Below are 23,151 nucleotides of genomic sequence, written 5' to 3'. Positions count from 1 at the left end.
GCCTGACAGGCTGGCCGCCACGCTTTGAAAGGGTGAACGAGATGGCCGCCGATATCCTCAACCATCTGGCCGCAGCCCTGGTGGACGGCCGGGTCAAGGTGATCGACCTCACCCAGCCGCTCGAGCCCACCACGCCGATCCTGTCGCTGCCGCCGCAGTTCGCCCAGAACCCGCCGTTCGAGATCGAGGTGCTGTCGGAATACGACGAGCGCGGGCCGGCCTGGTACTGGAACTGGTTCAAGTGCGGCGAGCACACCGGCACCCACTTCGACGCCCCGGTGCACTGGGTTTCCGGCAAGAACTATCCCAACAACACCACCGACACGATCGCGCCCGAGAAGTTCGTCGGCCCCGCCTGCGTGATCGACGCGGCGGGCGAGGTGTCGGCCGATCCCGACTTCCTGGTCAGCATCGCCTTCATCGAGAGCTGGGAGGCCAAGCACGGCCGCATCCCCAAGGACGCCTGGGTGCTGGTGCGCACCGACTGGTCCAAGCGCACCGATCCGTCGGCCTTCCTGAACATGAAGGAGGACGGCCCGCATACGCCCGGCTGGGCGCCGGACTGCGTGCCCTTCCTGGCCGAGCAGCGCGGCGTGCGCGGCGTGGGGGTCGAGACCGTGGGCACCGACGCCGGCCAGGCCTTCGGCTTCGACCCGCCGTTCCCCTGTCACAGCCTGATGCACGGGGCCAACAAGTTCGGCCTGGCCAGCCTGACCAATCTCGACAAGTTGCCGCCCACCGGCGCGATCATCGTCGCCGCGCCGCTGAAGATCGTGCGCGGGTCCGGCAGCCCGCTCCGTGTGCTGGCCCTGGTCGAGGGCTAAGCCCCGCCCAGGGTGGGGGCTGGACGGCCGGCGTCGCGGCCCATAGGTCTGGCCTCCTGATCAGGAGGGTAGGCCATGGAACGGGTGTTCGGGGACTTTCCCTGGGTCTTGCGCACGCCGCTGCCCGAACTGGCGCGCCACCGCGACCGGGTGAGGGACATCGTGCTGGCGCAGTTCCACGCCTGGGAGGCGCCTGACCAGCAGTACAGCTTCAAGATCGCCTCGCAGGACGACTTCTTCGGCCTACTGCACTATAAGTTCTTCTCGGAGTGCCTGTTCGCCTTCGAGCCCTTCACCCTGCATCCGACCTCACAGAAATCCTGCTTCGCCTATGTGCAGAACAATGCGCGCTGGTCGTCGGTCTGGCACGATCATCTGCAGACCTCGACCATCAACGGGGTCTACTACCTGACCGCGCCGGATACGGAGGGCCAGCTCTGGTTCATGTTCCGCGAGACCCTGCTCAAGGTTACGCCGGAGGAGGGGTGGCTGTACCTGTTTCCCCGCTGGCTGCTGCACAAGCCCGTGCCGCAGAAATCGGCGGACTACCGGATCAGCCTGAACGTCGAGCTGATCTCCAACGAGTGTCCCATCCTGCGCGATGGGCAGGCGCGGTGGTGAGGGCGTTGAAGCCCTCAGTGGACTAGGCGCCTCCGTATCCGCTCATCCCGGCGAATGCCGGGACCCAGATCGAAGGGGTCTGCGGGCTGATGTTTAGCCCCTAGGAGCTAGGCTTAATCTTCGACCTCGTGCCTTATGATCTGGGTCCCGGCATTCACCGGGATGAGCGGAATGAAGGGGGAATCAAAGAGTTCCTTCACCCAGCCAAACCCAGCTCCGCGGTCAGGGTCTTGCCCGCTTCGTCGGCCAGCGCCGCGGCGCGCAGCCTGGCGACGCGCTCGGGGGTGATCGTCTCGGCGTCGGCCTGGGCCATGATCGCCTCGAAACTGCGCATGCCCCGCGCGTGGGTGTCGCCGTAGCCCTTCACCAGGGACTGGCAGAGCGCCAGCTCCACGCCGAGCGCATAGTCGCGCGGCGCAGCCGCCTTCACCCGCTCCAGCCAGACCGACATGGCCGCCATCTCGCGCTTGAACCGCAGGGTCGAGGGCCGCATGGGCCGCAAGGCCGCGACCGCGTAGAGGGTCAGGAAGCCGCCGAGCTTGGCGGTGGCGATCTTACGGCCGCTGGCGAACATCGGCTCCAGCGTTTTGGAGATCCAGGGCGTGCGCAGGATCCAGGCGCCGAGCCCCGCCGGCAGGGTGTCGCAGACCTCTTCCAGCCGGGGGTGCATGAACTCGCTGGTGTAGACGAGCTGGTCCTGGGCCGCCTTGACCTCTGCGCGCACGCGGGTGAAGCGGCTGGCGCGGGTCTTCAGGTCGGCCACGCGGATGGTGTCCTCGTAGGACATCCACAGCGCCAGACCGCGTGCGGCCTCCTCGGTTAGCAGGTAGGCCTTTTGTGCGCCGCCCGCGGCGAGGTCGGCGGCGAGCACGCCCTCCAGCCGGTCGAGATAGTCCTCGGCGTAGGCGTGGCTCTGATAGTCGGCCAGCCGGCGCACACCTTCCAGCAGGATGGGGGCGAGGGTGGGCGGAAAGGCCTGGGCGATGCGCGACACCAGCCTGCCGCCCGCGGCGGTGGTGACCTCGGCAGGGCCGGCTTCGGCGATAGCCTCCAGGGCCGGCGCGCCTGCCTGCGCTCGCGCCAAGCCGGCTCGGAAGGCGACCAGGCTGGCCTTGACGCCGATGCCGCCGCGCTGGATGGCTGCCTCGTAGGCGGAGGGCGGGAAGGGCAGCACATCGGCTCCGGCCAAGGCGCCGAACATCACCGCGCTGATGACGCTGCCGTTCTGTTCGGCCAGTTCCGCCATGTCGAACAGCACCAGCCGCTTGGCGCGTTTGACCGCCGCCTCGATCACCTTCTCGGATTTGGCGATGCCGTCGCCCATGGCGGTCTTCTCGGTGACGCCGTAGATGCGGTGGGACGAGGCGATCAGGGTGGTGCGGTCGGACGTCACCAAGCCCCGCACCAGGGCGCGACCGGCCTCCATCAGCTCGGCGGCCATCACCACGTCGACATCACCGATCACCGGCATCAGGGCCATGACCGGCATCGCGCCTTCCGCCTCGGCCGCGGCGCGGGGGAACAGCTCGATGTAGTAGATGGTGGCCCCGGTGCGCTGGGCGACGCCGGCGACGGAGGTGTATTGGGCGATATAGCCCTCGGCGCCGGCCAGGCTGACGATCCAATCGGCCAGCACGCCGCCGCCCTGGCCGCCGATGGCGGTGATGGCGATGGTGATCGGGCGAATCTTGGGCTTGGAGCGAGGTGTGATCTGGAGTTCGGTCATGATCAGATCGCTCGCGCCAGGCGCGCGCTGTCCGCGCGGGTCTGCAGCCAGCCGATCACCGCCTTGCGGATCTTGGCCATCAGCCGGTCCTTCCAATCCGGGTTGTAGATCATCTCGGCGCGATAGAAGGAGGGACAGAGCACAGCCGCGTGGCTGACCTCGCCGCACAGGCCGCAGCCGACGCAGCTGTTGTCCACGTGCGCGATGGGGTCGCGCCGCAGGGGGTCGGGATTGGGCTTCACCGTCAGCGACGGGCAGCCCGACAGGCGCATGCAGCTGTGGTCGCCGGTGCAGGTGTCGGGGTCGATGCCGAAGCGCTCGCGCACCTTGCGCTCGCCGGACTTCACCGCCTTGTTGAACAGGGGCTTCTCGCGGCGCTGGCGGTTCAGCATGCATTCCGACTGGGCGATGACGATCTTGGGGCCGGGTTCCCGCGAGGTCATGGCGTCGCGCAGGGCCGAGGTCATGTCCTTAAGGTCGTAGGTGCGGTTGACCTGGCGCACCCATTTCACGCCCACCCCCTTCACCGCGTCGGAGATGGCGTGGCGGGTGCTGCGCCAGCTGTTGTCGGCGCGCGAGGACAGGATGTCCTGGCCGCCGGTGGCGGCGGAATAGTTGTTGTCGACGATCAGGGTGACGTTGTCGCTGCGGTTGAACACGGCGTTGCCGATGCCGGAGCTGAGCCCGTTGTGCCAGAAGCCGCCGTCGCCCATCACCGCCAGCGCCCGCTTGCCGGCCTCGACGTTGAAGGCGGCGCTGCCGGCCTGGCCCAGGCCGTAGCCCATGGTGGTGTTGCCCAGGTGGAAGGGCGGCAGGATCGAGAACAGGTGGCAGCCGATGTCGGCCGACACGTGCACCGGGCCGATCTCACGCTCCACCAGCTTCATGGCGGTGAAGATCGGGCGCTCGGGACAGCCGGTGCAGAAGCCCGGCGGGCGGGGCGGCAGGTCGGCGCCCATCGCGGTCAGCTCGGTCGGGTGCGGGGTGTCGGCCTCGGGGGAATCAACCAGCCGCTCGGGCGCGAAGCGGTCCAGGAAGGCGCGCACGCCCTTCTTCAGCACCTCGCCGGAGTATTCGCCAGCGCGCGGCAGGATTTCCTTGCCGACGATGCGGGTGTTCAGGTCGGCCTGGCGCAGCAGGGTGTTGAGCGCATGCTCGATGAATTCCGGCTGGCCTTCCTCGACCAGCAGCACGGCGCGTTTGCCGGCGCAGAAGGCCTTCACCTCGTCGTCGATCAGAGGGTAGACCACGTTCAGGCAATAGATCGGCAGCTCGGTGCGGCCGAACGGATCGGCCAGGCCCAGCAGCTCCAGCGCGCGCATCAGCCCGTTGTAGAGGCCGCCCTGGACGATCACCCCCACGTCGCCCTCGGTGGGGCCGAAGAACTCGTTCAGCCTGTGCTGCTTGATGAACTCCACCGCCTGGGGCCAGCGGCGTTCGATCTTCTCGCGCTCGTGCAGGAAGCTGGCGGGGGGCAGGACGATGCGGTCGACGTCGCGCACCGGGTTCTCCAGCGCGTCCTTCTGGGTGAAGCGCGGGCGGACATTGTCCTTGGCTGTGAAGCTTCCGTAGAGGTGGCAGGCGCGAATGCGCAGCTCCAGCATCACCGGGGTGTTGGAAGCTTCCGACAGCTCGAAGCTCTGTTCCACCATCTCCACGATCTTGGGCAGGTTGGGGCGCGGGTCGAGCAGCCAGACCTGGCTCTTCATGGCGAAGGCGTGGGTGCGCTCCTGCATGATCGAGGAGCCTTCGCCGTAGTCCTCGCCGACGATGATCACCGCGCCGCCCTTGACCCCGCCCGAGGCGATGTTGGCCAGCGCGTCGGAGGCGACGTTGGTGCCGACCACCGATTTCCAGGCCACAGCGCCGCGCAGGGGGTAGTTGACGCTGGCGGCGAGCATGGCGCAGGCCGAGGCCTCGCTGGCGCTGCTCTCGAAGCGGACGTCCAGCTCGTTGAGCAGGGGGGTGGCGTCGGCGAACACGTCCAGCAGGTGCGAGATCGGCGCGCCCTGGTAGCCGCCGATATAGGCCACGCCCGATTGCAGCAGCGCCTTGGTCACCGCGAGGATGGCCTCGCCCTCGAACACGTCCCCGGCGGAAAGCCTGAGTTTCTCGACTTCTTCGGCGAACGACCGTTCGGCCATGGCGCACCTACAGGCTCTGGCCGCCGCAACGGCCGCTATGGGGCGAGATTATGCGCGTTGAGTGACATTACAAATGATTTTGCATGTTTCTCGATTGGCCAATCAGGTGGCGAAAGGCTCCGCCACTTTTATGAGCAGGTCGGACAGGAGCTTGAACTCCGCCTCGTTCAGCACCTCGCAGGCGCGGCGGTAGACCCGGCTGGCGGCGCTCATCGAGCGCGCGTAGAGCTCACGTCCGGCGGGCGACAGCGAAACCTCCACCACCCGGTTGTCGCTGGCGCGCGGCGCGACGTCTAGATGGCCGGCCGCCTGCATGCGCCCGATGATGCGCGACAGGGTGGAGGCCTTGTAGACCGCCGCCTCGGCGATATCGCCGATCGACAGCGGCCCGTCCTCGGCCAGGATCACCAGCACCCGCCAGCGCGCCTGGTCCAGCCCCAGCGGCTTGAGCGCCCGCTCCATCGCCCGGTTGTAGCAGCCGGACGTGCGCGACAGCAGGTAGAACGGATAGGTGTGGTAGGTGAAGGCCGGCGAGACGGGATCGGTGTCGGCGCGGGCGGCGGTGGCCATGGAGCATCCGGTCGGAAAATATCAGCGTCTTGGCGCAGCCCTATTGGCTAAGGCGCCTATACCGCTCTGGCAACCGTGCGCGGTTCTACGTGGAATAGGCCGCCTGCTGATCGACCCAGGCGAAGAATTCCACCGTATAGCCTTCGGGGTCCTGGATCTTGTATTCGCGGGTGCGTCCGGCGCAGCCCTCGGCCAGGCAGGCGGATGCGGGGGCCAAGCCCTGGCGCTTCAGCCGTTCGAGGCAGGCCTCCACATCGTCGATCTGCAGCGACAGGATGGCGCCCTTGTTGCGGCCCAGGATCGGGCGCTGGCTGCCCGCCGTGGCGTTGACCAGCCCCAGCCGCGCGCCGGGGTTCAGGTCGAAGATCACACACCAGTCCGATTCCATGACGCTGCGCAGGCCGATCACGTCGCGATAGAAGGCCGCCGCGTCGCCCAGGTCCTGGTAGTAGAAAAAGGTGATGGTTCCTTTCGGAGCCTGCAGCAGGGCCAGGCCCTCGGATACGCCGACGGGCGGCGCTAGGATTTCGAACCCTGGCGCGCCCGCTTCAATCATAGAATTCTATATTGGCTTCGATCCGCGCCAGCATCGCGGTCAGGGCGGCGATCTCGGTCTTGTCGAACCCCTTGAAGGCGAGCTGCTGGTGACGCAGCGCGGTGGGGATGATGGCGTCGAAGGCTTCCACGCCCGCGGGGGTGATGGTCAGCTCGGCCACGCGGGAGTCGACCGTCGACCAGCGGCGCTCGATGCGACCGTCCTGTTCGAGTTGAGCCACCACGCGGCTGACCGTAGGCTGTTCCATGAGCGTAAGTTCGACCAACTTGCCTACGTTCAGCGTGCCATAAGCGCGAAGTACGCTCAACACACGCCACTGCGACGGGTTGATCTTGTTGGACTTCAACTTACCCATAAGCTTGGCGTTCAACTTGGTCGTGACGCGGTAAAGCCGGTAGGGCGTGAAATTGTCGATCCAGCTGTCGCCCTCGCTCAAGGACGTTGTTGGTTGAGCGCGCGATCTGGCCATCGCCGATACCGACCTCTGATCTTCAACGGTGCGGCGCGATGCGGAGATCAAGTCTGCTGCATGCGCCCCATATGCAGTTGCGTTCGACATCTACACGGAAGGGCAGGGGCGTCCACTGTCATGTCGCCGTGCGGACACGGTCCCGGACAATAGCGCGCAGGGGGCGTGCGGAAGCGGGGCGCCTAAGAATTGGTCAGGACGCCGCCGCCCTTGGGCTTGGCCCGGATGCGCAGGGCCAGCAATTCCTCGCGCGCCTTTCGGGCCGAGGACTTCTCCGCCTGGACGCCCGGCGCGTACTGGGGTGGGACGCCGGGCAGGTCGACGCCGTACCAGGCCGCCGCCCGGACGGTCATGAAGGGATCGGCGAGGTGCCCGCGGCCGACCGCCACTAGGTCCGCCCGGCCGGCGGCCAGGATGGTGTTGATCTGGTCGGCGCTGGAGATGGCGCCCACGCACATGGTGGCGACCTGGGCCTCGTTGCGTATACGGTCGGCGAACGGGGTCTGGAACATCCGCCCGAACATGGGGGCGGCGTCGTGCACGGTCTGGCCGGTGGAGACGTCGATCAGGTCGCAGCCCGCCTGGGAGAAGCTGCGCGCGATCTCGACGGAGTCCTCGCCGCTGATCCCGCCGTCCTTCCAGTCGGTGGCCGAGATGCGCACCGACATCGGCTTGTGCGCCGGCCAGGCGTCGCGCATGGCCTCGAACACCTCCAGCGGATAGCGCAGCCGGTTCTCCAGCGACCCGCCGTATTCGTCGGTGCGGTGGTTGGTCAGCGGCGAGACGAACGACGCCAGCAGGTAGCCGTGGGCGCAGTGCATCTCCAGCATGTCGAAGCCGGCCTTCTCCGCCCTGCGGGTGGCGGCGACGAAGTCGGCCTTCACCGCGTCCATGTCCGCCCGCGTCATCTCGCGCGGCGGCTGGCTGTGGGGATAGTAGGGCAGGGGCGATGCGGAGATCAGCGGCCAGGCGTTGCTTTCCAGCGGCTGGTCCATGCCTTCCCACATCAGGCGGGTGGCGCCCTTGCGCCCGGCGTGGCCGAGCTGCAGGCAGATCTTGGCGGCCGAGGCTTGGTGGACGAAATCCACCACCCGCTTCCAGGCGGTCTCCTGTTCGTCGGTGTAGAGGCCGGTGCAGCCGGGCGTGATGCGCGCCTCGGGCGAGACGTCGGTCATCTCGGTGAAGATCAGCCCGGCGCCGCCGAGCGCACGCGCGCCCAGGTGGACCAGGTGCCAGTCGTCCGGCGTGCCGTCCTCCGCCGAATAGGTGCACATGGGCGAGAGCACCACCCGGTTCGACAGCTCCAGCTCGCGCAGGCGGAAGGGCTGGAACATCGGCGGCGCGCTGGGGTCGCGCACGGGCAGGCCCTTGGCGGCCTGCTCTTCGGCGAAGTGGCGGGCCACCCGGTCGACGAACTCGGGCGCGCGGACGGCCAGGTTGTCGTAGGTGATCGCCTTGGAGCGGGTCATCAGTCCGAACGAGAACTTGACCGGGTCGTAGTCCCAAAACCGCTTCAGGTGCTCGAACCAGACCAGCGACACGTCGGCGGCGTGCTGGGTCTTTTCCACGTCTTCACGGCGGGCGTGCTCGAAGCGGTACAGCGCCTTGTCGACGGCGGGCTCGGCCTTGAACGCCTCGAACAGAGCGATGGCGTCCTCCATGGCGAGCTTGGTGCCCGAGCCGATGGAGAAGTGGGCGGTGGCCTTGGCGTCGCCCAGCAGCACCACGTTGCCGCGCACCCAATGGGCGTTGCGGATCATCGGGAAGCTGCGCCAGAGCGAGCGGTTGGTGATCAGCTGATGACCGTCCAGCTCCTCGGCGAACACCTCGGCGATGAAGGCGGCGGACGCCTCTTCGCTCATCTGCTCCAGGCCCGCCCGGTCGAAGGTGTCGGGATCGGTCTCGATCACCCAGGTCGAACGCCCGGCCTCGTACTGGTAGCAGTGGGCGATGAATACGCCGTAGGGGGTCTCGCGGAAATAGAAGGTGAAGGCGTCCAGCGGCTTGGTCGAGCCCATCCAGGCGAACTTGTTGGGGCGCAGGTCGACGCTGGTGCCGAAGTCCGGCTCATAGGTGGTGCGCACCCGGCTGTTGATGCCGTCCGCGGCCACGATCAGATCGCTGTCGGCGAAGCGCGACAGGTCTTCGATATCGGTCTGGTAGTCCATCCGCACGCCGAGCGCCTCGGCCCGCTGCTGCATCAGCTTCAGCAGCGACTGGCGCGAGCAGCCGCAAAAGCCGTTGCCGCCGACCCGGATGGTCTCGCCCTTGAAGTGGATCTCGATATCGTCCCAGTAGGAGAAGTTCTCGGTGATCGCGCGGTGGCTCGGCGCATCATACTTGGCGAAGGTGTCCAGCGTCTGGTCGGAGAACACCACGCCGAAACCGAAGGTGTCGTCCGGGCGGTTGCGCTCGTATATGCAGATGTCCAGCTCGGGCTTGGCCGCCTTCATCAGGATGGCGAAGTAGAGCCCGGCCGGTCCGCCGCCGATGATGGATATCTTCATGGGGCGCCCTGAGATCGCGCGGCGGTCCACGCCAATGGTTTAAGTTTGAAATAATCGCGTTCGGGTGTCAAGATTGCCCATCCTCTTGAGGGATGGCCGCGCGGGGCGCTGGTAAGGTATTCGGTTGAGTGCAAGCCACAAGGCAGCGAGTCGCACGACCTCGGCGCCGCTGCGGGAATATGATCGATGAACGCGACGGACATCCTGCCCCTGGACGCCGAGACCAAGGCCTTCGAAGCGCCCCACGGTCACAAGGACGAGCTGCGCCTCTGGCTGCGGCTACTGACCTGCACCAACCTGGTCGAGACGGAAATCCGCCGCCGGCTGCGCGACGGGTTCGACGTCACCCTGCCGCGGTTCGACCTCATGGCTCAGTTGGAGCGCGCGCCACAGGGCATGACGCTGGGCGAGATGTCCAAGCGGATGATGGTCTCCAACGGTAACGTCACCGGGCTGGTGGAGCGGTTGGTGGAGAGCGGCCACCTGGAGCGCGCGCCCCTGCCGTCGGATCGCCGCGTGCAAGTGATCAAGCTGACCACCGAGGGGCGAAGCGAGTTCTCCGCTATGGCCGAGGCGCACGAGGCCTGGATCGCCGAGATGTTCGAGGACCTGTCGGCGCGCGAGATCGAGGCCCTGCTGAAGGCGCTCGGAAAGCTCAAGGCGTCGGTGCTGCCCACCCTGAGGGACGCCGGCCGTCCGTCATGAGCGCCGCCGATACGATAGAAGGCCATGCCGGTCTGACCCGGCCGCGCCTGACCCCGGTCGCCTTCTCGGCCCTGCCGCTGGCGAGCTTCCACACGCCGCGCAAAATCCGTTTTTCCGACTGCGACCCGGCGGGTATCGCATACACGCCGAGATTGATCGATCTGATGAACGGCGCGGTGGAGGACTTCTTCCCGGAGCGGCTTGGCCTGTCCTATTACGACGCCATACGCGTTCATGGCGTCGGCCTGGGTTATGGCCGGGTGGACTGCGACTTCTTCCGGCCGGTGAGCATGGGAGACGCGGTCGTGCTGAGCGTGCTGATCGACCGGATCGGCGCGGGGTCGATCGCCTGGCGGGTGCACCTGCATCGCGCCGATGAGGAGACGGTGCGAGGCCAACTGGTCACCGTCACCACCGACCAGAAAACGCGCCGCGCCACCCCTGTCCCGACGTGGCTGCGTGAGCCACTGGAGGCGTATCGCCAAGCGGTGAGCGGTTAGGGACTGCGTGCTTCGAGACGCCCCTGCGGGGCCTCCTCAGCATGACGAATGATGATGACGGGCAAAAAACTTCGTCATGCTGAGGAGGCCCCGCAGGGGCGTCTCGAAGCACGCACGTCGTTCAGGCCGAACGGCTTGTCGATCCGATAATTTCATGTTTAAACTAATTGCTTGGCCTGTCGGGGAGAATGGTGTTGACGGTCGAGCAGGCTGCGATTGCGACGCCCCGGCATTTCGCCCTGTCGGTCATGGGCGAAACCGCGGTGGTCACCCTCAACCGCCCCGATCGCAAGAACCCCCTGACCTTCGAAAGCTACGCCGAGCTGCGCGATTTTTTCCGCGGGCTGGTCTATCGGCGCGACGTGAAGGTGGTCGTGGTCAACGGCGCCGGTGGGAACTTCTCCTCCGGCGGCGACGTACATGAGATCATCGGCCCGTTGACGCGCATGGACATGCGCGAGTTGCTCGATTTCACCCGCATGACTGGCGACCTGGTCAAGGCGATCCGCGCCTGTCCGCAGCCGGTGATCGCGGCGGTGGACGGGGTCTGTGTCGGGGCCGGGGCGATCCTGACCATGGCCTCGGACCTGCGCCTGGCGACGCCCGAGGCCAAGACCGCCTTCCTGTTCGTGCGAGTGGGGTTGGCGGGGTGCGACATGGGCGCCTGCGCGATCCTGCCCCGCATCATCGGCCAGGGCCGCGCCTCGGAACTGCTGTTCACTGGACGCAGCATGAGCGCGGACGAGGGCGCGGCCTGGGGCTTCTACAACCGGCTGGTCCCCGCCGCCGAACTGATGGCGGAAGCCGAAAAGCTGGCGGCCAGTCTCGCGGCCGGGCCGACCTTCGCACACATGATGACCAAGACCATGCTGAACCAGGAATGGAATATGAGCCTGGAGGCCGCCATCGAGAGCGAGGCCCAGGCCCAGGCCGTCTGCATGCAGACCGAGGACTTTAAGATCGCCTACCGCGCCTTCGTGGAGAAGGCCAAGCCGGCCTTCGTCGGGCGCTGAGCATGGGCGATCGCAGCTATCTCTTCTGGCCCTTCTTCGACGACGCTCATCGCGCGCTCGCCGACGACCTGCGCGCCTATGTCGAGGCCATCCGCCCGCTGGCCGAGCAGGAGCACGATGTCGACGCCACCTGTCGGGCGCTGGTTGCGCGGTTGGGCGCGGACGGCTGGCTCGGGTTCTGTGTGCCCGAAGCCTACGGCGGCCGGCTCCCGCAGCTCGACGTCCGCTCCCTGTGCCTGACGCGCGAGGCCCTGGCTCAGGCCGGCGGCCTAGCCGACTTCGCCCTCGCCATGCAGGGCCTGGGGTCGGGCGCGATCAGTCTGTTTGGCGACGAGGCGCTGAAGGCGGCCTGGTTGCCGCGCGTGGCCAGGGGCGAGGCTATCGCCGCCTTCGCCCTGTCCGAGCCTGAGGCCGGCTCCGACGTCGCCGCCATGACCACCGCCGCGCGCGCCGACGGCGACGACTACGTTCTGGACGGGACCAAGACCTGGATTTCCAACGGCGGTATCGCGGACTTCTACGTCGTGTTCGCCCGCACCGGCGCGGCCGGCTCCAAGGGCGTCACCGCCTTCCTGGTCGAGGCCGACCGGCCTGGCTTCAAGGTCGAAGAGCGGATCGAGCTGATCGCGCCTCACCCGCTGGCCACGATCAGCTTCACGAGTTGCCGCATCCCCAAGGCCAACCGTATCGGCGAGGAGGGCCAGGGGTTCAAGATCGCCATGGCCACGCTGGACGTGTTCCGCCCCACCGTCGGCGCCGCCGCGCTGGGCTTTGCGCGCCGGGCGCTGGACGAGGCGCTGAAGCGGGCGAAGAACCGCAAGCTGTTCGGCGCCCCGATGTCGGCGCTGCAACTCGTGCAAGGCCAGATCGCCGACATGGCCCTGACCGTCGACACCTCAGCCCTGCTGGTGTTCCGCGCCGCCTGGATCAAGGACGTGGTCGGCGGCCGCATCACCCGCGAGGCGGCCATGGCCAAGCTCGCCGCCACCGACGGCGCCCAGCAGGTGATCGACGCCGCCGTGCAGATCATGGGCGGCTTTGGCGTGGTCTCCGGCCATCCGGTGGAGCGGCTCTATCGCGAGATCCGGGCGCTGCGCATCTACGAGGGCGCGTCGGAAGTGCAGAAGGTGATCATCGCCGCCCAGACCCTGGCTGCGGCCGATGTCTGAGGTGCGGACGGGCGAAGGCCTGCACGCCCTGGTCACGGGCGGCGGGCGCGGCATCGGGGCGGCGATCTGCCGGACACTGACGACGGCCGGCTATCGGGTGACGGCGCTCGGACGCTCGGTAGGACCGCTCGACGAACTGGTCCGGGCGGGCGTCGCGCAGGGCTGGGTCACGGCCGATGTGGCCGACGAGGCGGCCTTGCAGACTGCGCTGGCCCAGGCTGCCGCCCGCTTCGGCCCCATCGCTATCCTGGTGAACAACGCCGGCGCCGCCCACAGCGCGCCCTTCGCCCGCACCACCGGCGACGATTTCCGCCGGATGCTGGAGATCAATCTGATGGGGCCGGTCACGGCGTCGCGCGCCGTGCTGCCGGCCATGATCGAGGGCGGGTTCGGGCGGATCGTCAACGTCGCCTCGACCGCCGCGCTGAAGGGCTACGCCTATGTCAGCGCCTACGCGGCGGCCAAGCATGCGCTATTGGGCCTGACCCGGTCGCTGGCGCTGGAGACCGCCAAGACCGGCGTCACCGTCAATGCGGTCTGTCCCGGCTTCACCGACACCGACCTGATCGGCGATAGCGTCGCGCGCATCGTCGCCAAGAGCGGGCGCACGGCGGAAGACGCACGCGCCGAGTTCACCCGGGTCAACCCGCAGGGCCGCCTGATCGCGCCCGAAGAGGTGGCCACGGCGGTGCTTTATCTATGCGGGGCCGGTGCGGCCTCGGTGACCGGGACGACCCTGGTGGTCGCCGGCGGCGAAGTCGGCTGAGGGGCGGGTTAGGATGACAACCGAAGTTATGAGCCGAGCCATGGATAGACCCACCTCGCTGCATCGCGCCTTGTTGCCGGAGGGCTGGAAACGCCCGAGCGGCTACAGCAACGGCATGGTGGCGTCGGGGCGGATGGTATTCGTCGCCGGCCAGATCGGCTGGGACACCGAGGGGCGCTTTCCCCCCACCTTCGCCGGTCAGGTGGAGCAGGCGCTGGCCAACATCGTCGCGGTGCTGGGCGCGGCCGGCGCCGGCCCCGAGCATCTGACCCGGATCACCTGGTATGTGACCGACATCGACGCCTACACCGACGCCTTGAAGGAGATCGGTCAAGCCTACCGGGCGACCCTGGGGCCGGTCTATCCGCCCATGACCCTGGTGCAGGTGGTGCGCTTGGTGGAGCCTCTGGCCATGGTCGAGATCGAAGCGACTGCGGTGGTTTCGGCGTCTCCCGCCGGGGACTGAAGGCCGACCGCTGACGCAACGAAATCCCTCTCTCCCGCAAGCGGGAGAGAGGGCGGCGTTCTTAGAACTTTGCGCGCAGGGTGGCGCCGAAGGTGCGCGGCGCGCCCAGGAAGGTGTCGATCAGACCCGTCGGGTTGGTCGGCGCGTTCTGGAAGCCGGAGTCGAAGGCCACCTGCTGGTAGTTGGTGTTGAACAGGTTCTCGGCCCACAGTTCCACATCGTACCGCGCGCTCTGCGGGCCGAAGATGATGCGGCCGTCGGTGACGAAGTAACCGGTCTGCTCCTTGCGGGGATCTTCGTCCGAGCCGGTGTTGTAGCGTGAGTTGAACTTGGTCCCCAGGTTGAACCGGACCATGTAGTCGCGCGGCAGACGGTAGGTGTAGGTTCCCTCGAGGGAGGCGGAATACTGCGGCGCCAGCGGCAGACGCGAACCCGGCGCGCCCAGGAAGCCGGAGGTGGCCAGAACGCCGGAGGTGCTGCTCCCGTCGGTGTGGGAGAAGCGGGTGTTGGCGATGGTCAGGCCGCCCTGGACGTTCAGGTCGCGGATCGGACGCCACAGGAAGTCGGTGTCCAAGCCCTTGCTATAGACGACGGGCAGGGAGTCGACCACGAACACCAGGCCGTTGAAGGTATTGTACTGGAAGTTGGTGAATTTCTCGTAGAACAGAGTGGCGTTCAACAGCAGCTTGCGATCAAACAGGGTCGTCTTGGCCCCCGCCTCGATCGAGTCGGAGTATTCCGGCTTGAAGAAGGTGTTGGTGTTGGCGGTCAGCGCGGTGATCAGGTTCGGGTTGAAGGGGGCGGGGCTGACCGGGCAGTTCCCGCCTGGCGTCCCGACCGGCTGGCCGTTGGGGCAGCCGGTACGGTCGAGGTTGAACCCGCCCGCCTTGAAGCCTTTGGCGTAGGACACATAGGTCAGAAGCTGCGGCGCCCAACGGTAGACCAGCTTCGCCGTGCCGGAGGTGTTCGAGGTGGACTCGCTCTGGTGGTTGTTGAAGTTGTTGAAGGCCGGGCTGAAGAACGGCAGGCAGACCGTATTCAGCAGGGCTTGTGGGATCAGGCCCAGCTTGGTCAGGGGGCTGGAGTCCACCGCCGAGCAACCCTGGCCGGCGCCGGCGCCGAAGTTCTGGTTGCTGCTGTTGAGCACCTTGTTGTCGATAGTGTATCGCAGCCCGACATTGACATCGAGCTTGCTGGTGACATGGACCGTATCGTTGGTAAAGAGTGAGTAGTTGTCGTCACGCTGGCGATAGCGGTCCATGCTGCCGGTGCCGCCGGGGAAGGTGGCGTTGGGCCCGAAGGTGGCGGTGAGGAAGTTCGGGTTCGGCACGCCTGAGGAAATGGTGCTGAACAGGTCGCTCAGATAGGTGCCGAACTGATTTCCGGTCTGGAATTCGAAATTGTCGCGCAGGTATTCGTTGGCGTAGAATCCGCCGACCAGGAAATCGAGCCGGTCGTAGCTGCCGGCGAAACGGATTTCCTGGCTGAAGTCCTGGAACTGAGTGCTGTTGGCGTCGCTGTCGGGCGTCGAGAACAGGTCGGCGTTGCTGAAGTCGAGGTCGTTGCCGTTGAGCAATTTCCAGTTGCGGAAGGCCGTGATCGAAGTGATCGAAGCGTTGATGCTGGGGATCTTATAGTCGATCTGGGCGGATAGCCCTTCGTCGATGATGTCCTGCACGCTCGGCTGGTTCTGGAATGCGGTGCGGCTGAAGGGGTCGGGGTTCTGGGCCTCGCCCCCGCCTGCGCCGGCCAGACCGGCGACGATGCCCTGTGCATTCAGGGGGCTGGCGGGGTTGAGCGGCAGGCTGTTGGACTTCACCACGGCGGCGCAGCAAATCTCGTCGCGATGGGTGTAGTCCGCGATGATGCGGGCGGTGAAATTCGAGTCCGGCTTGAAGAGAAGCTGGCCGCGGATGGTGTAGAAGTTTTCGTTGTCGCTGGAGGTGTCGGTCCGCGGGCCCTGGCCGGTGACGACCGAATAGAAGCCGTCGCGTTGGCGGTCGGCGAAGTACAGGCTGCCCGCCAGCCTGTCATCGATGATCGGCCCGTGGACTTCGGCCGAGCCGCCGACCTCGTTATAGTTGCCGGTAGTAAACTCAGCGTTGCCGCCGAAGGTGAAGGTGGGCTGGGCGGTTGTGATGTTGATCACCCCGGCCGAGGTGCTCTTGCCGAACAGGGTGCCTTGCGGTCCCTTAAGCACTTCGATCTGGTCTACGTCGCCGAGATCATTGAAGCCCACCCCGTTGCGGGGGCGGTAGACGCCGTCGATCACCACGCCGACGGAGGGCTCCAGGCCGGGATTGTCGCCGACGGTGCCCACGCCGCGAATGCGCGCGGTGGTGGTGGCCTCCGAGGCGGTTGAAGTCACCGTCAGACCGGAGGTCAGCTTGCTCAGGTCCTTGATGTCGCGCACGCCGCTGTCCTGCAGCAGTTGCTTGTTCACCACCGTGACCACGATGGGAACGTCCTGCAGGTTTTCTTTCCGCTTCTGGGCGGTGACCACGATTGTATCGACGGTGTAAGGCTGATTGGCGGCGGCCGGCGCCGGGGCTGTGGGCGCGGGAGGCGAAGTGGCCTGGGCGTTCGCGGACGGAGCGTAGCTCAGCAATGCCGCGGCAAGGACAACGGAGGACGCAGTCGCTCCCGCGACGCAACGTAGAGACATGACTCACCCCTATGTGCTGTGGGGCGCAGTCATGCTCCGCCCCATCGATTATCCTGCGACTAAACCTCAAATCGCAGAACTGCGCCAGGGCGTTGAGACGGATGTTGATGGCTTTCTCTTAATTATCGGGGAAGTGCGGCATACCGGAAACACGAAAATGGCTCGAGCCCCTTATTGCAAAGGCTTTGCTACCCTTCGGCGACGGTGACGACGAGCTTTCCCCGCGCCCGCCGCTCGGCCAGGTCGGCGATGGCGTCTCCGGCGCGCGCCAGCGGATATAGGCCCGACACCTCGGGTTTCAGACAGCCCTGGGCGTAGAACTCGAGCAGTTCGAGGATATTGCGGCGGCCCTTCTCTGGATCGTGAAGCAGGAAGCCGCCCCACGACACCCCCACCACCTGGCAGCTCTTCAGCAGCGGCAGGTTCAGCGGCAGCTTGGCGATGCCGGCGGGGAAGCCGACCACCAGCAGCCGGCCCTCCCAGGCGATGGCGCGCAAGGCGGCCTCGCTATAGTCGCCGCCGACCGGATCGTAGATCACATCGGCGCCATGCTCGCCGACCGCATCCTTGAACAGCTTGGCCAACGCCTTGCGGCCATCCAGATCGAACGGTCCGGTCGGATAGATCACCGCCGAATCGGCGCCGTGGGCCAGGGCGAGCTCGGCCTTCTCCTTGGACGAGACTGCGGCGACGACCCGTGCGCCCATCTGCTTGCCCAACTCCACCGCCGCCAGGCCGACCCCTCCGGCGGCGCCCAGCACCAGCAAGGTCTCGCCGGCCTTCAGCGCCGCCCGATCCTTCAGCGCGTGTTGGGAGGTGGCGTAGGTCATCACGAAGCCAGCGGCGATGTCGAAGGTCATGTTGGTCGGCATGGGCGTGCAGCGCCGTGCGTCGACCAGGATCTTCTCGGCCATGCCGCCGTAGCCGGTCCAGGCGATCACGCGCGCCCCGAGCGGCGGTTCGCTGACGCCTTCGCCCAGCGCATCAATCACGCCCGCGACCTCGGCGCCGGGGGAAAAGGGGCGGGGCGGCCGGAGCTGATACCTGTCCTCGATGATCAGGGCGTCGGGGAAGTTGACGCCGCAGGCGCGCACCGCGACCCGCACTTGGCCGGGGCCGGGCTGGGGTTCGGGAACCTCTTCCACGACGAGCGAGGCGGGGCCACCGGGGGTCTTGCTGAGCAGGGCCTTCATGGGATCAGTCTCCGAGTGCGCCGCTGGAAATGGTCACGCCGCCGTCGACCACCAGGGTCTGTCCGGTGGTGAAGCGGCCCGCGTCCGACGCCAGGAAGATGGCCGCGCCGGCGATCTCGTCCGGCTCGCCGATGCGCTTCAATGGGGTGGTCGAGGTGGCGGCCTTCAGGGTGGCGGGGTTCTCCCACAGGGCGCGGGCGAAGTCGGTGCGGATCAAGCCCGGCGCGATGCAGTTCACCCGCACGTTATGGCGGCCGTATTCCACCGCGTAGTTGCGGGCCAGCTGCATGTCGGCGGCCTTGGAGACGTTGTAGGCGCCGATCACCGGCGAGCCCTTCAGCCCGCCGATGGAGGAGACGATGATGATCGCCCCGTCCCTGCGCGCGATCATCTGGGGCGCGGTCAACTGCACCAGCCAGTGGTTGGACAGGATGTTGTTGTCCATGATCTTGCGGAACTGGTCGTCGGTGATCTCCGCCAGGGGGCCGTAGTAGGGATTGCTGGCGGCGTTGCAGACCAGGATGTCGATGGGGCCGAGCTGGTCGTTGGTCTGCTGGACCAGTCGGGCGAGTTCGTCCTTTGACGAGATGCTGGCGGTGATGGCCGTAGCGCGGCCGGCGCCGTGGGTGGCGACGATCTCGTCCACCACCGCCTGGCAGGCGTCCAGCTTGCGCGAGGAGACGACCACCCGCGCACCCTGTTCGGCCATGCGCAACGCGATGGCCCGGCCGATGCCGCGCGACGAGCCGGTGATCACCGCCACCTTTCCGGTCAGATCGAACAGGGACATTGGGGTTCCTTTTTGGTGTTAAGTCTCGGGTTGGGGCGGGCCGGGCTCGGCCCCGCCCGCCAACCGCTTATCCTCGCGAGGCCCGGCGCAGCTTGATCATGCCGCCGAGCCAGCGATCGTAGTTCTCCGCCTTGTTGCGCATGTACTGCGCCACCTGGGGATGCGGCAGGATCAGGAACCGTTCGGCCGCCAGTCCCTGCACCACCGCCTCGGCCACCGTCTGGGGGCTCAGCAGGCCGTCGAGCAGGGCGGGCGTGCGGGCGTCGGCGCCGCGCGCCATGGCGGTGTCCACCCCTTGCGGGCAGAGCGCAGAGACGCGGATGCCGTCGTCGCGATGGGCGATGGCCAGGTGCTCGCAGAAGCCTAGCGCCGCGTGCTTGGTGGTCGAATAGGTGGCGCTGCCGATCTGGCTCAGCAGGCCGGCGGCCGAGACGGTGGCCAGGAAATAGCCCTCCCGCCGCGCCCGCATCGACGGCAGCACGGCGCGCGCGGCGTGGACGTGGCCCATGACGTTGACCGCCCAGGACCGCGCCCAGCTTTCATCGGGGGCGGACGCCGCGTTGTCGAAGTCCGGGTCCTTGTCCAGGATGCCAGCGTTGGAGCAGTAGAGGTCGATGGGGCCAATGTCGGTCTGCACCCGGTCGACCATCTGGGCCACCTCGTCGGCCTGGGACACGTCGCAGGAGAAGGCCAATCCGCCGACGCTGGCGGCCACGTCGGCGGCGCCCTCGGCGTTCAGGTCGGCGGCTATGACCTTGGCGGCGCCTTCCGCGTGGAAGCGTTCGCACAGGGCGCGCCCGATCCCCTGCGCCGCGCCGGTGACCACCACGATCTTGCCTCGGACATCCATGCTCAGCTCTCCTCAGGCGCCGGCGCGTTGGGCGAAGTCCCAAGCCGCCTCGGCCAGGCGTGGGGTGCGGGCGGCCATCTCGGCGGCCTGGGCGCTGGCGGCGGTGCCGTCGCGCACGCGTCCGGCGATCCCCTGTAGAATGCCCACCAGGCGAAAGAGGTTGTAGGCGAAGTACCAATTGAGGTCTGGCACGCCCTTGCGACCGGTCAGGCGGCAGTAGAGCGTGGTCGCATCCTCCAGGCTCGGGATTCCCAACGCCGCGAGATCGAGTCCCGCCAGCCCGCTGCGCCCGTCGGCGGGCATCACCCATTGCATCAACAGGTAGCTGAAGTCGGCCAGGGGATCGCCCAGGGTGGACAGCTCCCAATCCAGCACCGCCGCCACCCGCTCGCCCTCGGGCGCGATGACGATGTTGTCGAGGCGGTAGTCGCCATGGACGATGGAGATCCGCGACTGGTCGGGCACGGTCTTGGGCAGCCAGGCGATGAGCTTCTCCGCCGCCTCGATCCGGTCGGTCTCAGAGGCGCGGTACTGTTTGGTCCAGCGCTCCACCTGGCGGGCGAAGTAGTTGCCCGGACGGCCGTAGTCGCCCAGCCCGATGGCTTGGTGATCCACGTTGTGCAGATGGGCCAGGGTCTCGACCATGGCCTCGTAGACGCGCCGCCGCGCCTGGGGCTCCAGGCCCGGCAGGGCGCCGTTCCAGTGGATCACGCCCTCGACCGCCTCCATGACGTAGAAGATCGCGCCGATGACCTCTGCGTCCTCGCACAGGCCGTAGGTCCTGGGTACGGGGAAGCCCGTGGTGTGCAGGGCGGTGATCAGCCGGTATTCCCGGTCCACTGCATGGGCCGAAGGCAGCAGCGGCCCGAACGGCTTTCGCCGCAGCACGTAGGCGGAGCCGGGCGTTTCCAGCCGATAGGTCGGGTTGGACTGGCCGCCCTTGAACTGCATCACCCTGAGCGGGCCGGCGTAGCCTTCGATATTGACCCGCATCCAGCGATCCAGCGCCACCTCGTCGAAGCGGTGGCGATCCTCGACCGGCTTGACCCCGGTGAAGACGGCGGGATCGGTGCTCATCCCGGATGCGCGGTGTTGGTGTGGCGGGCGAACTCCAGCTTGGCGATGGTGCGGTTGTGGACCTCGTCGGGACCGTCGGCCAGGCGCAGGGTGCGGATGGAGGCGTAGCTCTTGGCCAGGCCGAAGTCGTCGGAGACGCCGCCGCCGCCATGGGCCTGGATGGCGTCGTCGATCACCTTCAGCGCCGCGCGCGGGGCGGCGACCTTGATCATGGCGATCTCCAGCCGCGCGCCCTTGGCCCCGAGCCTGTCCATGGCGTCGGCGGCCTTCAGGCACAGCAGGCGGGTCATCTCGATGTCGATGCGGGCGTTGGCCACCCGCTGCTCCCACACCGAGTGGTCGGCCAGCCGCTTGCCGAAGGCGGTGCGCGACAGCAGCCGCTTGACCATCTTCTCCAGCGCCACCTCGGCGGCGCCCAGCGTGCGCATGCAGTGGTGGATGCGGCCGGGACCGAGCCGGCCCTGGGCGATCTCGAAACCGCGCCCTTCGCCCAGCAACAGGTTCCCCACCGGCACCCGCACGTCCTTCAGGATCACCTCGGCGTGGCCGTGGGGCGCGTCGTCGTAGCCGAACACCGGCAGCATCCGGACCACCTCGACGCCGGGCGTGTCGAGCGGGAGCAACACCTGCGATTGTTGCTTGTGGGACGGCGCATCGGGATCGGTCTTGCCCATGACGATGGCGATCTTGCAGCGCGGATCGCCCACGCCCGAGGACCACCACTTGCGCCCGCTGATCACATAGTGGTCGCCGTCGCGCCGGATCGAGGTGGTGATGTTGGTGGCGTCGGAGGAGGCGACTTCGGGCTCGGTCATCAGGAAGGCGGAGCGGATTTCACCATCCATCAACGGCTTCAGCCACTGCGCCTTCTGGGCCGCGTTCCCGTAGCGGTGCAGCACCTCCATGTTGCCGGTGTCGGGGGCGGAGCAGTTGAAGACTTCCGACGCGATCTGCAGTCGGCCCATCTCCTGGGCGCACAGGGCGTAGTCGAGATTGGTCAGGCCCGCGCCGTGGTAGTCGCCCTGGTCGTGCTCGGGGGAGGGGGGCAGGAACAGGTTCCACAGGCCCTGCGCCCTGGCCTTGGCCTTCAAGGGCTCCAGCCGGGGAGACGGCTTCCAGCGGTCGGCGCCTGGCGCGTCGGCCTCCTTGCGCATCAGGTCGGCGAGGGGAAGGATGTCCGCATCCATGAAGTCGCGGACGCGTTTCAGCCAATGCTGCTGGGATGCGGAAAGAGAGAAGTCCAAGCGTTCGCTCCCTGTGGCCGTCTGTTCGTCCGCGTTCTTCGTCGCGGCTCGGGCACCATACCATCAATCCTAAGGTGCGCGGCAAGCCCCCATCAACACGTATGAAGTACATGTTGATGGTGCGATTTTGGGCTGGTCAGGGGCTTTGGATCGGCATACCTGAAGATCGAAAACTTAATCTTCGCCAGTCTGGAGAGCGTGAATGAAGGCCGCCGTCCTGCGCCAAGTGGGCCAGCCGCTCAGCCTGGAGGAGGTGGCGATCGGGCTGCCCGGGCCGCGGGAGGTGCTGATCCGCACCGCGGCCACAGGGGTCTGCCACTCCGACCTGCATTTCATCGAAGGATCGTATCCGCATCCGCTGCCGGCCGTGCTGGGGCACGAGGCGGCGGGCGTGGTGGAGAAGGTCGGTTCCGAGGTGCGCACGGTGCAGCCCGGCGACCATGTGATCACCTGCCTGTCGGCCTTCTGCGGCCACTGCGAGTATTGCCTGACCGGCCACATGTCGCTGTGTCCGAGCCCCGACACCAAGCGTCGGGACGAGGAGCCGCCGCGCCTGTCCCAGGCGGAGGGGACGATGAACCAGTATTTGAACCTGTCGGCCTTCGCCGAGCAGATGCTGATCCACGAGCACGCCTGCACTCCGATCCGCAAGGACATGCCGCTCGACCGCGCCGCCCTCATCGGCTGTGCGGTGACCACGGGGATAGGCGCGGTGATCCACACCGCGAAGGTCCGGCCGGGCGAGACCGTGGCGGTGATCGGCTGTGGCGGGATCGGACTGGCGGCGATCAGCGGGGCGGTTATCGCGGGTGCGGGGCGGATCATCGCCATCGACCGCCAGCCCTCCAAGCTCGCCTTGGCGAAAACCTTCGGCGCGACGGATGTGATCGACGCTTCCGAGGGCGATGTGGCCAAGCGGGTCCGCGACCTGACCAATGGCGGAGTGCACCACGCCTTCGAGGCTATCGGGTTGAAGGCCACCGCCGAGGATGCGTTCAAGATGCTGCGCCGGGGCGGGACGGCCACGGTGATCGGCATGATCGCGCCCGGCGTGAAGATCGAGCTGAGCGGCGTCGACTTCCTTAGCGAGAAGAAGATCCAGGGCTCGATGATGGGCTCCAACCGCTTCCCGGTGGATATGCCCCGCTACGTGGACTTCTACATGCAAGGCCGGCTGAAGCTGGACGAGATGATCTCCGCCCGCCTGCCGCTGGAGCGGGTGAACGACGCCTTCGACGAGATGAAGCGCGGCGAGGTCGCCCGCTCCGTCGTCGTGTTCGACGCCTGAGACCTGGC

At 67.3% G+C, this 23,151-nt stretch carries 21 protein-coding genes; 9 read left to right on the top strand and 12 right to left on the bottom strand.

Annotation, left to right across the window (positions count from 1 at the left end; translation table 11 throughout):
* Positions 1–41 precede the first annotated feature (41 nt).
* Together GSQ87_RS11580 and GSQ87_RS11575 are read left to right on the top strand one after the other, a co-directional pair.
* Positions 42–824, top strand: a complete 783-nt coding sequence (locus tag GSQ87_RS11580; RefSeq protein WP_158915592.1) for a cyclase family protein — start codon at positions 42–44, stop codon at positions 822–824.
* 75 nt (positions 825–899) lie between these two features.
* Positions 900–1,445 (top strand): putative 2OG-Fe(II) oxygenase, encoded by a 546-nt coding sequence (locus GSQ87_RS11575; protein WP_158915591.1) that lies wholly within the window; start codon positions 900–902, stop codon positions 1,443–1,445.
* A gap of 196 nt (positions 1,446–1,641) precedes the next feature.
* On the opposite strand, the gene GSQ87_RS11570 is transcribed toward GSQ87_RS11575, so the two are convergent.
* The 6 genes from GSQ87_RS11570 to GSQ87_RS11545 form a co-directional block, all read right to left on the bottom strand.
* Positions 1,642–3,171 (bottom strand): indolepyruvate oxidoreductase subunit beta family protein, encoded by a 1,530-nt coding sequence (locus tag GSQ87_RS11570; RefSeq protein ID WP_158915590.1) that lies wholly within the window; start codon positions 3,169–3,171, stop codon positions 1,642–1,644.
* A gap of 2 nt (positions 3,172–3,173) precedes the next feature.
* Positions 3,174–5,315, bottom strand: coding sequence for an indolepyruvate ferredoxin oxidoreductase subunit alpha (locus tag GSQ87_RS11565; protein WP_158915589.1), 2,142 nt, complete (start codon positions 5,313–5,315; stop codon positions 3,174–3,176).
* A gap of 102 nt (positions 5,316–5,417) precedes the next feature.
* A complete protein-coding gene (locus GSQ87_RS11560) occupies positions 5,418–5,885 on the bottom strand; it encodes a MarR family winged helix-turn-helix transcriptional regulator (RefSeq protein ID WP_158915588.1) in 468 nt (155 codons plus the stop codon).
* A gap of 85 nt (positions 5,886–5,970) precedes the next feature.
* The gene (locus GSQ87_RS11555; RefSeq protein WP_158915587.1) at positions 5,971–6,441 is read right to left on the bottom strand and encodes a VOC family protein; all 471 of its coding nucleotides are present in this window, start codon (positions 6,439–6,441) and stop codon (positions 5,971–5,973) included.
* A complete protein-coding gene (locus GSQ87_RS11550) occupies positions 6,434–6,877 on the bottom strand; it encodes a MarR family winged helix-turn-helix transcriptional regulator (RefSeq protein WP_216839239.1) in 444 nt (147 codons plus the stop codon). Before GSQ87_RS11550 ends, GSQ87_RS11555 begins: the two co-directional genes overlap by 8 nt.
* A 215-nt stretch (positions 6,878–7,092) precedes the next feature.
* Positions 7,093–9,417, bottom strand: a complete 2,325-nt coding sequence (locus GSQ87_RS11545; protein ID WP_158915585.1) for a bifunctional salicylyl-CoA 5-hydroxylase/oxidoreductase — start codon at positions 9,415–9,417, stop codon at positions 7,093–7,095.
* Between the two features lie 186 nt (positions 9,418–9,603).
* Here GSQ87_RS11545 and GSQ87_RS11540 point away from each other — a divergent pair, with 186 nt between their 5' ends.
* The 6 genes from GSQ87_RS11540 (at position 9,604) to GSQ87_RS11515 (ending at position 14,036) form a co-directional block, all read left to right on the top strand.
* The gene (locus GSQ87_RS11540; RefSeq protein WP_158915584.1) at positions 9,604–10,122 is read left to right on the top strand and encodes a MarR family winged helix-turn-helix transcriptional regulator; all 519 of its coding nucleotides are present in this window, start codon (positions 9,604–9,606) and stop codon (positions 10,120–10,122) included.
* Positions 10,119–10,622, top strand: coding sequence for a thioesterase family protein (locus GSQ87_RS11535; RefSeq protein ID WP_158915583.1), 504 nt, complete (start codon positions 10,119–10,121; stop codon positions 10,620–10,622). The genes GSQ87_RS11540 and GSQ87_RS11535 overlap by 4 nt, the downstream gene beginning before the upstream one ends.
* A 194-nt stretch (positions 10,623–10,816) precedes the next feature.
* Positions 10,817–11,635: an enoyl-CoA hydratase family protein gene (locus tag GSQ87_RS11530; RefSeq protein WP_254062896.1), complete on the top strand. Its 819-nt coding sequence runs from the start codon at positions 10,817–10,819 to the stop codon at positions 11,633–11,635.
* A 2-nt stretch (positions 11,636–11,637) separates the two neighbouring features.
* Positions 11,638–12,804 carry an acyl-CoA dehydrogenase family protein gene (locus GSQ87_RS11525; RefSeq protein ID WP_158915581.1) on the top strand — a complete coding sequence of 389 codons (1,167 nt, stop codon included), beginning with the start codon at positions 11,638–11,640 and terminating at the stop codon, positions 12,802–12,804.
* Positions 12,797–13,570 (top strand): SDR family NAD(P)-dependent oxidoreductase, encoded by a 774-nt coding sequence (locus GSQ87_RS11520; RefSeq protein ID WP_158915580.1) that lies wholly within the window; start codon positions 12,797–12,799, stop codon positions 13,568–13,570. Before GSQ87_RS11525 ends, GSQ87_RS11520 begins: the two co-directional genes overlap by 8 nt.
* A gap of 40 nt (positions 13,571–13,610) precedes the next feature.
* Positions 13,611–14,036: a RidA family protein gene (locus tag GSQ87_RS11515; protein ID WP_158915579.1), complete on the top strand. Its 426-nt coding sequence runs from the start codon at positions 13,611–13,613 to the stop codon at positions 14,034–14,036.
* A 61-nt stretch (positions 14,037–14,097) separates the two neighbouring features.
* On the opposite strand, the gene GSQ87_RS11510 is transcribed toward GSQ87_RS11515, so the two are convergent.
* From GSQ87_RS11510 to GSQ87_RS11485, 6 genes are all read right to left on the bottom strand, one after another.
* Positions 14,098–16,539 (bottom strand): TonB-dependent receptor, encoded by a 2,442-nt coding sequence (locus tag GSQ87_RS11510; protein ID WP_216839237.1) that lies wholly within the window; start codon positions 16,537–16,539, stop codon positions 14,098–14,100.
* Between the two features lie 350 nt (positions 16,540–16,889).
* Entirely contained in the window at positions 16,890–17,894 is a 1,005-nt protein-coding gene (locus GSQ87_RS11505; RefSeq protein WP_158915577.1) for an NADPH:quinone oxidoreductase family protein, read from the bottom strand.
* A 4-nt stretch (positions 17,895–17,898) separates the two neighbouring features.
* Positions 17,899–18,684 (bottom strand): SDR family NAD(P)-dependent oxidoreductase, encoded by a 786-nt coding sequence (locus GSQ87_RS11500; protein ID WP_158915576.1) that lies wholly within the window; start codon positions 18,682–18,684, stop codon positions 17,899–17,901.
* A 67-nt stretch (positions 18,685–18,751) separates the two neighbouring features.
* Entirely contained in the window at positions 18,752–19,534 is a 783-nt protein-coding gene (locus tag GSQ87_RS11495) for an SDR family oxidoreductase (protein ID WP_158915575.1), read from the bottom strand.
* A 12-nt stretch (positions 19,535–19,546) separates the two neighbouring features.
* Positions 19,547–20,611: a phosphotransferase family protein gene (locus GSQ87_RS11490; RefSeq protein WP_158915574.1), complete on the bottom strand. Its 1,065-nt coding sequence runs from the start codon at positions 20,609–20,611 to the stop codon at positions 19,547–19,549.
* Positions 20,608–21,855, bottom strand: a complete 1,248-nt coding sequence (locus tag GSQ87_RS11485; protein WP_158915573.1) for an acyl-CoA dehydrogenase family protein — start codon at positions 21,853–21,855, stop codon at positions 20,608–20,610. The genes GSQ87_RS11490 and GSQ87_RS11485 overlap by 4 nt, the downstream gene beginning before the upstream one ends.
* Before the next feature lie 202 nt (positions 21,856–22,057).
* On the opposite strand from GSQ87_RS11485, the gene GSQ87_RS11480 reads away from it, so the two are divergent.
* Positions 22,058–23,143, top strand: coding sequence for a Zn-dependent alcohol dehydrogenase (locus GSQ87_RS11480; protein ID WP_158915572.1), 1,086 nt, complete (start codon positions 22,058–22,060; stop codon positions 23,141–23,143).
* The last annotated feature ends 8 nt before the right edge of the window (positions 23,144–23,151 follow it).

Source organism: Caulobacter sp. S45 (assembly GCF_009765965.1).
Classification (GTDB): domain Bacteria; phylum Pseudomonadota; class Alphaproteobacteria; order Caulobacterales; family Caulobacteraceae; genus CAHJWH01.
The sequence above is the reverse complement of the archived record's forward strand: the minus strand, read 5'-3'. Positions and strand labels throughout refer to the sequence as shown.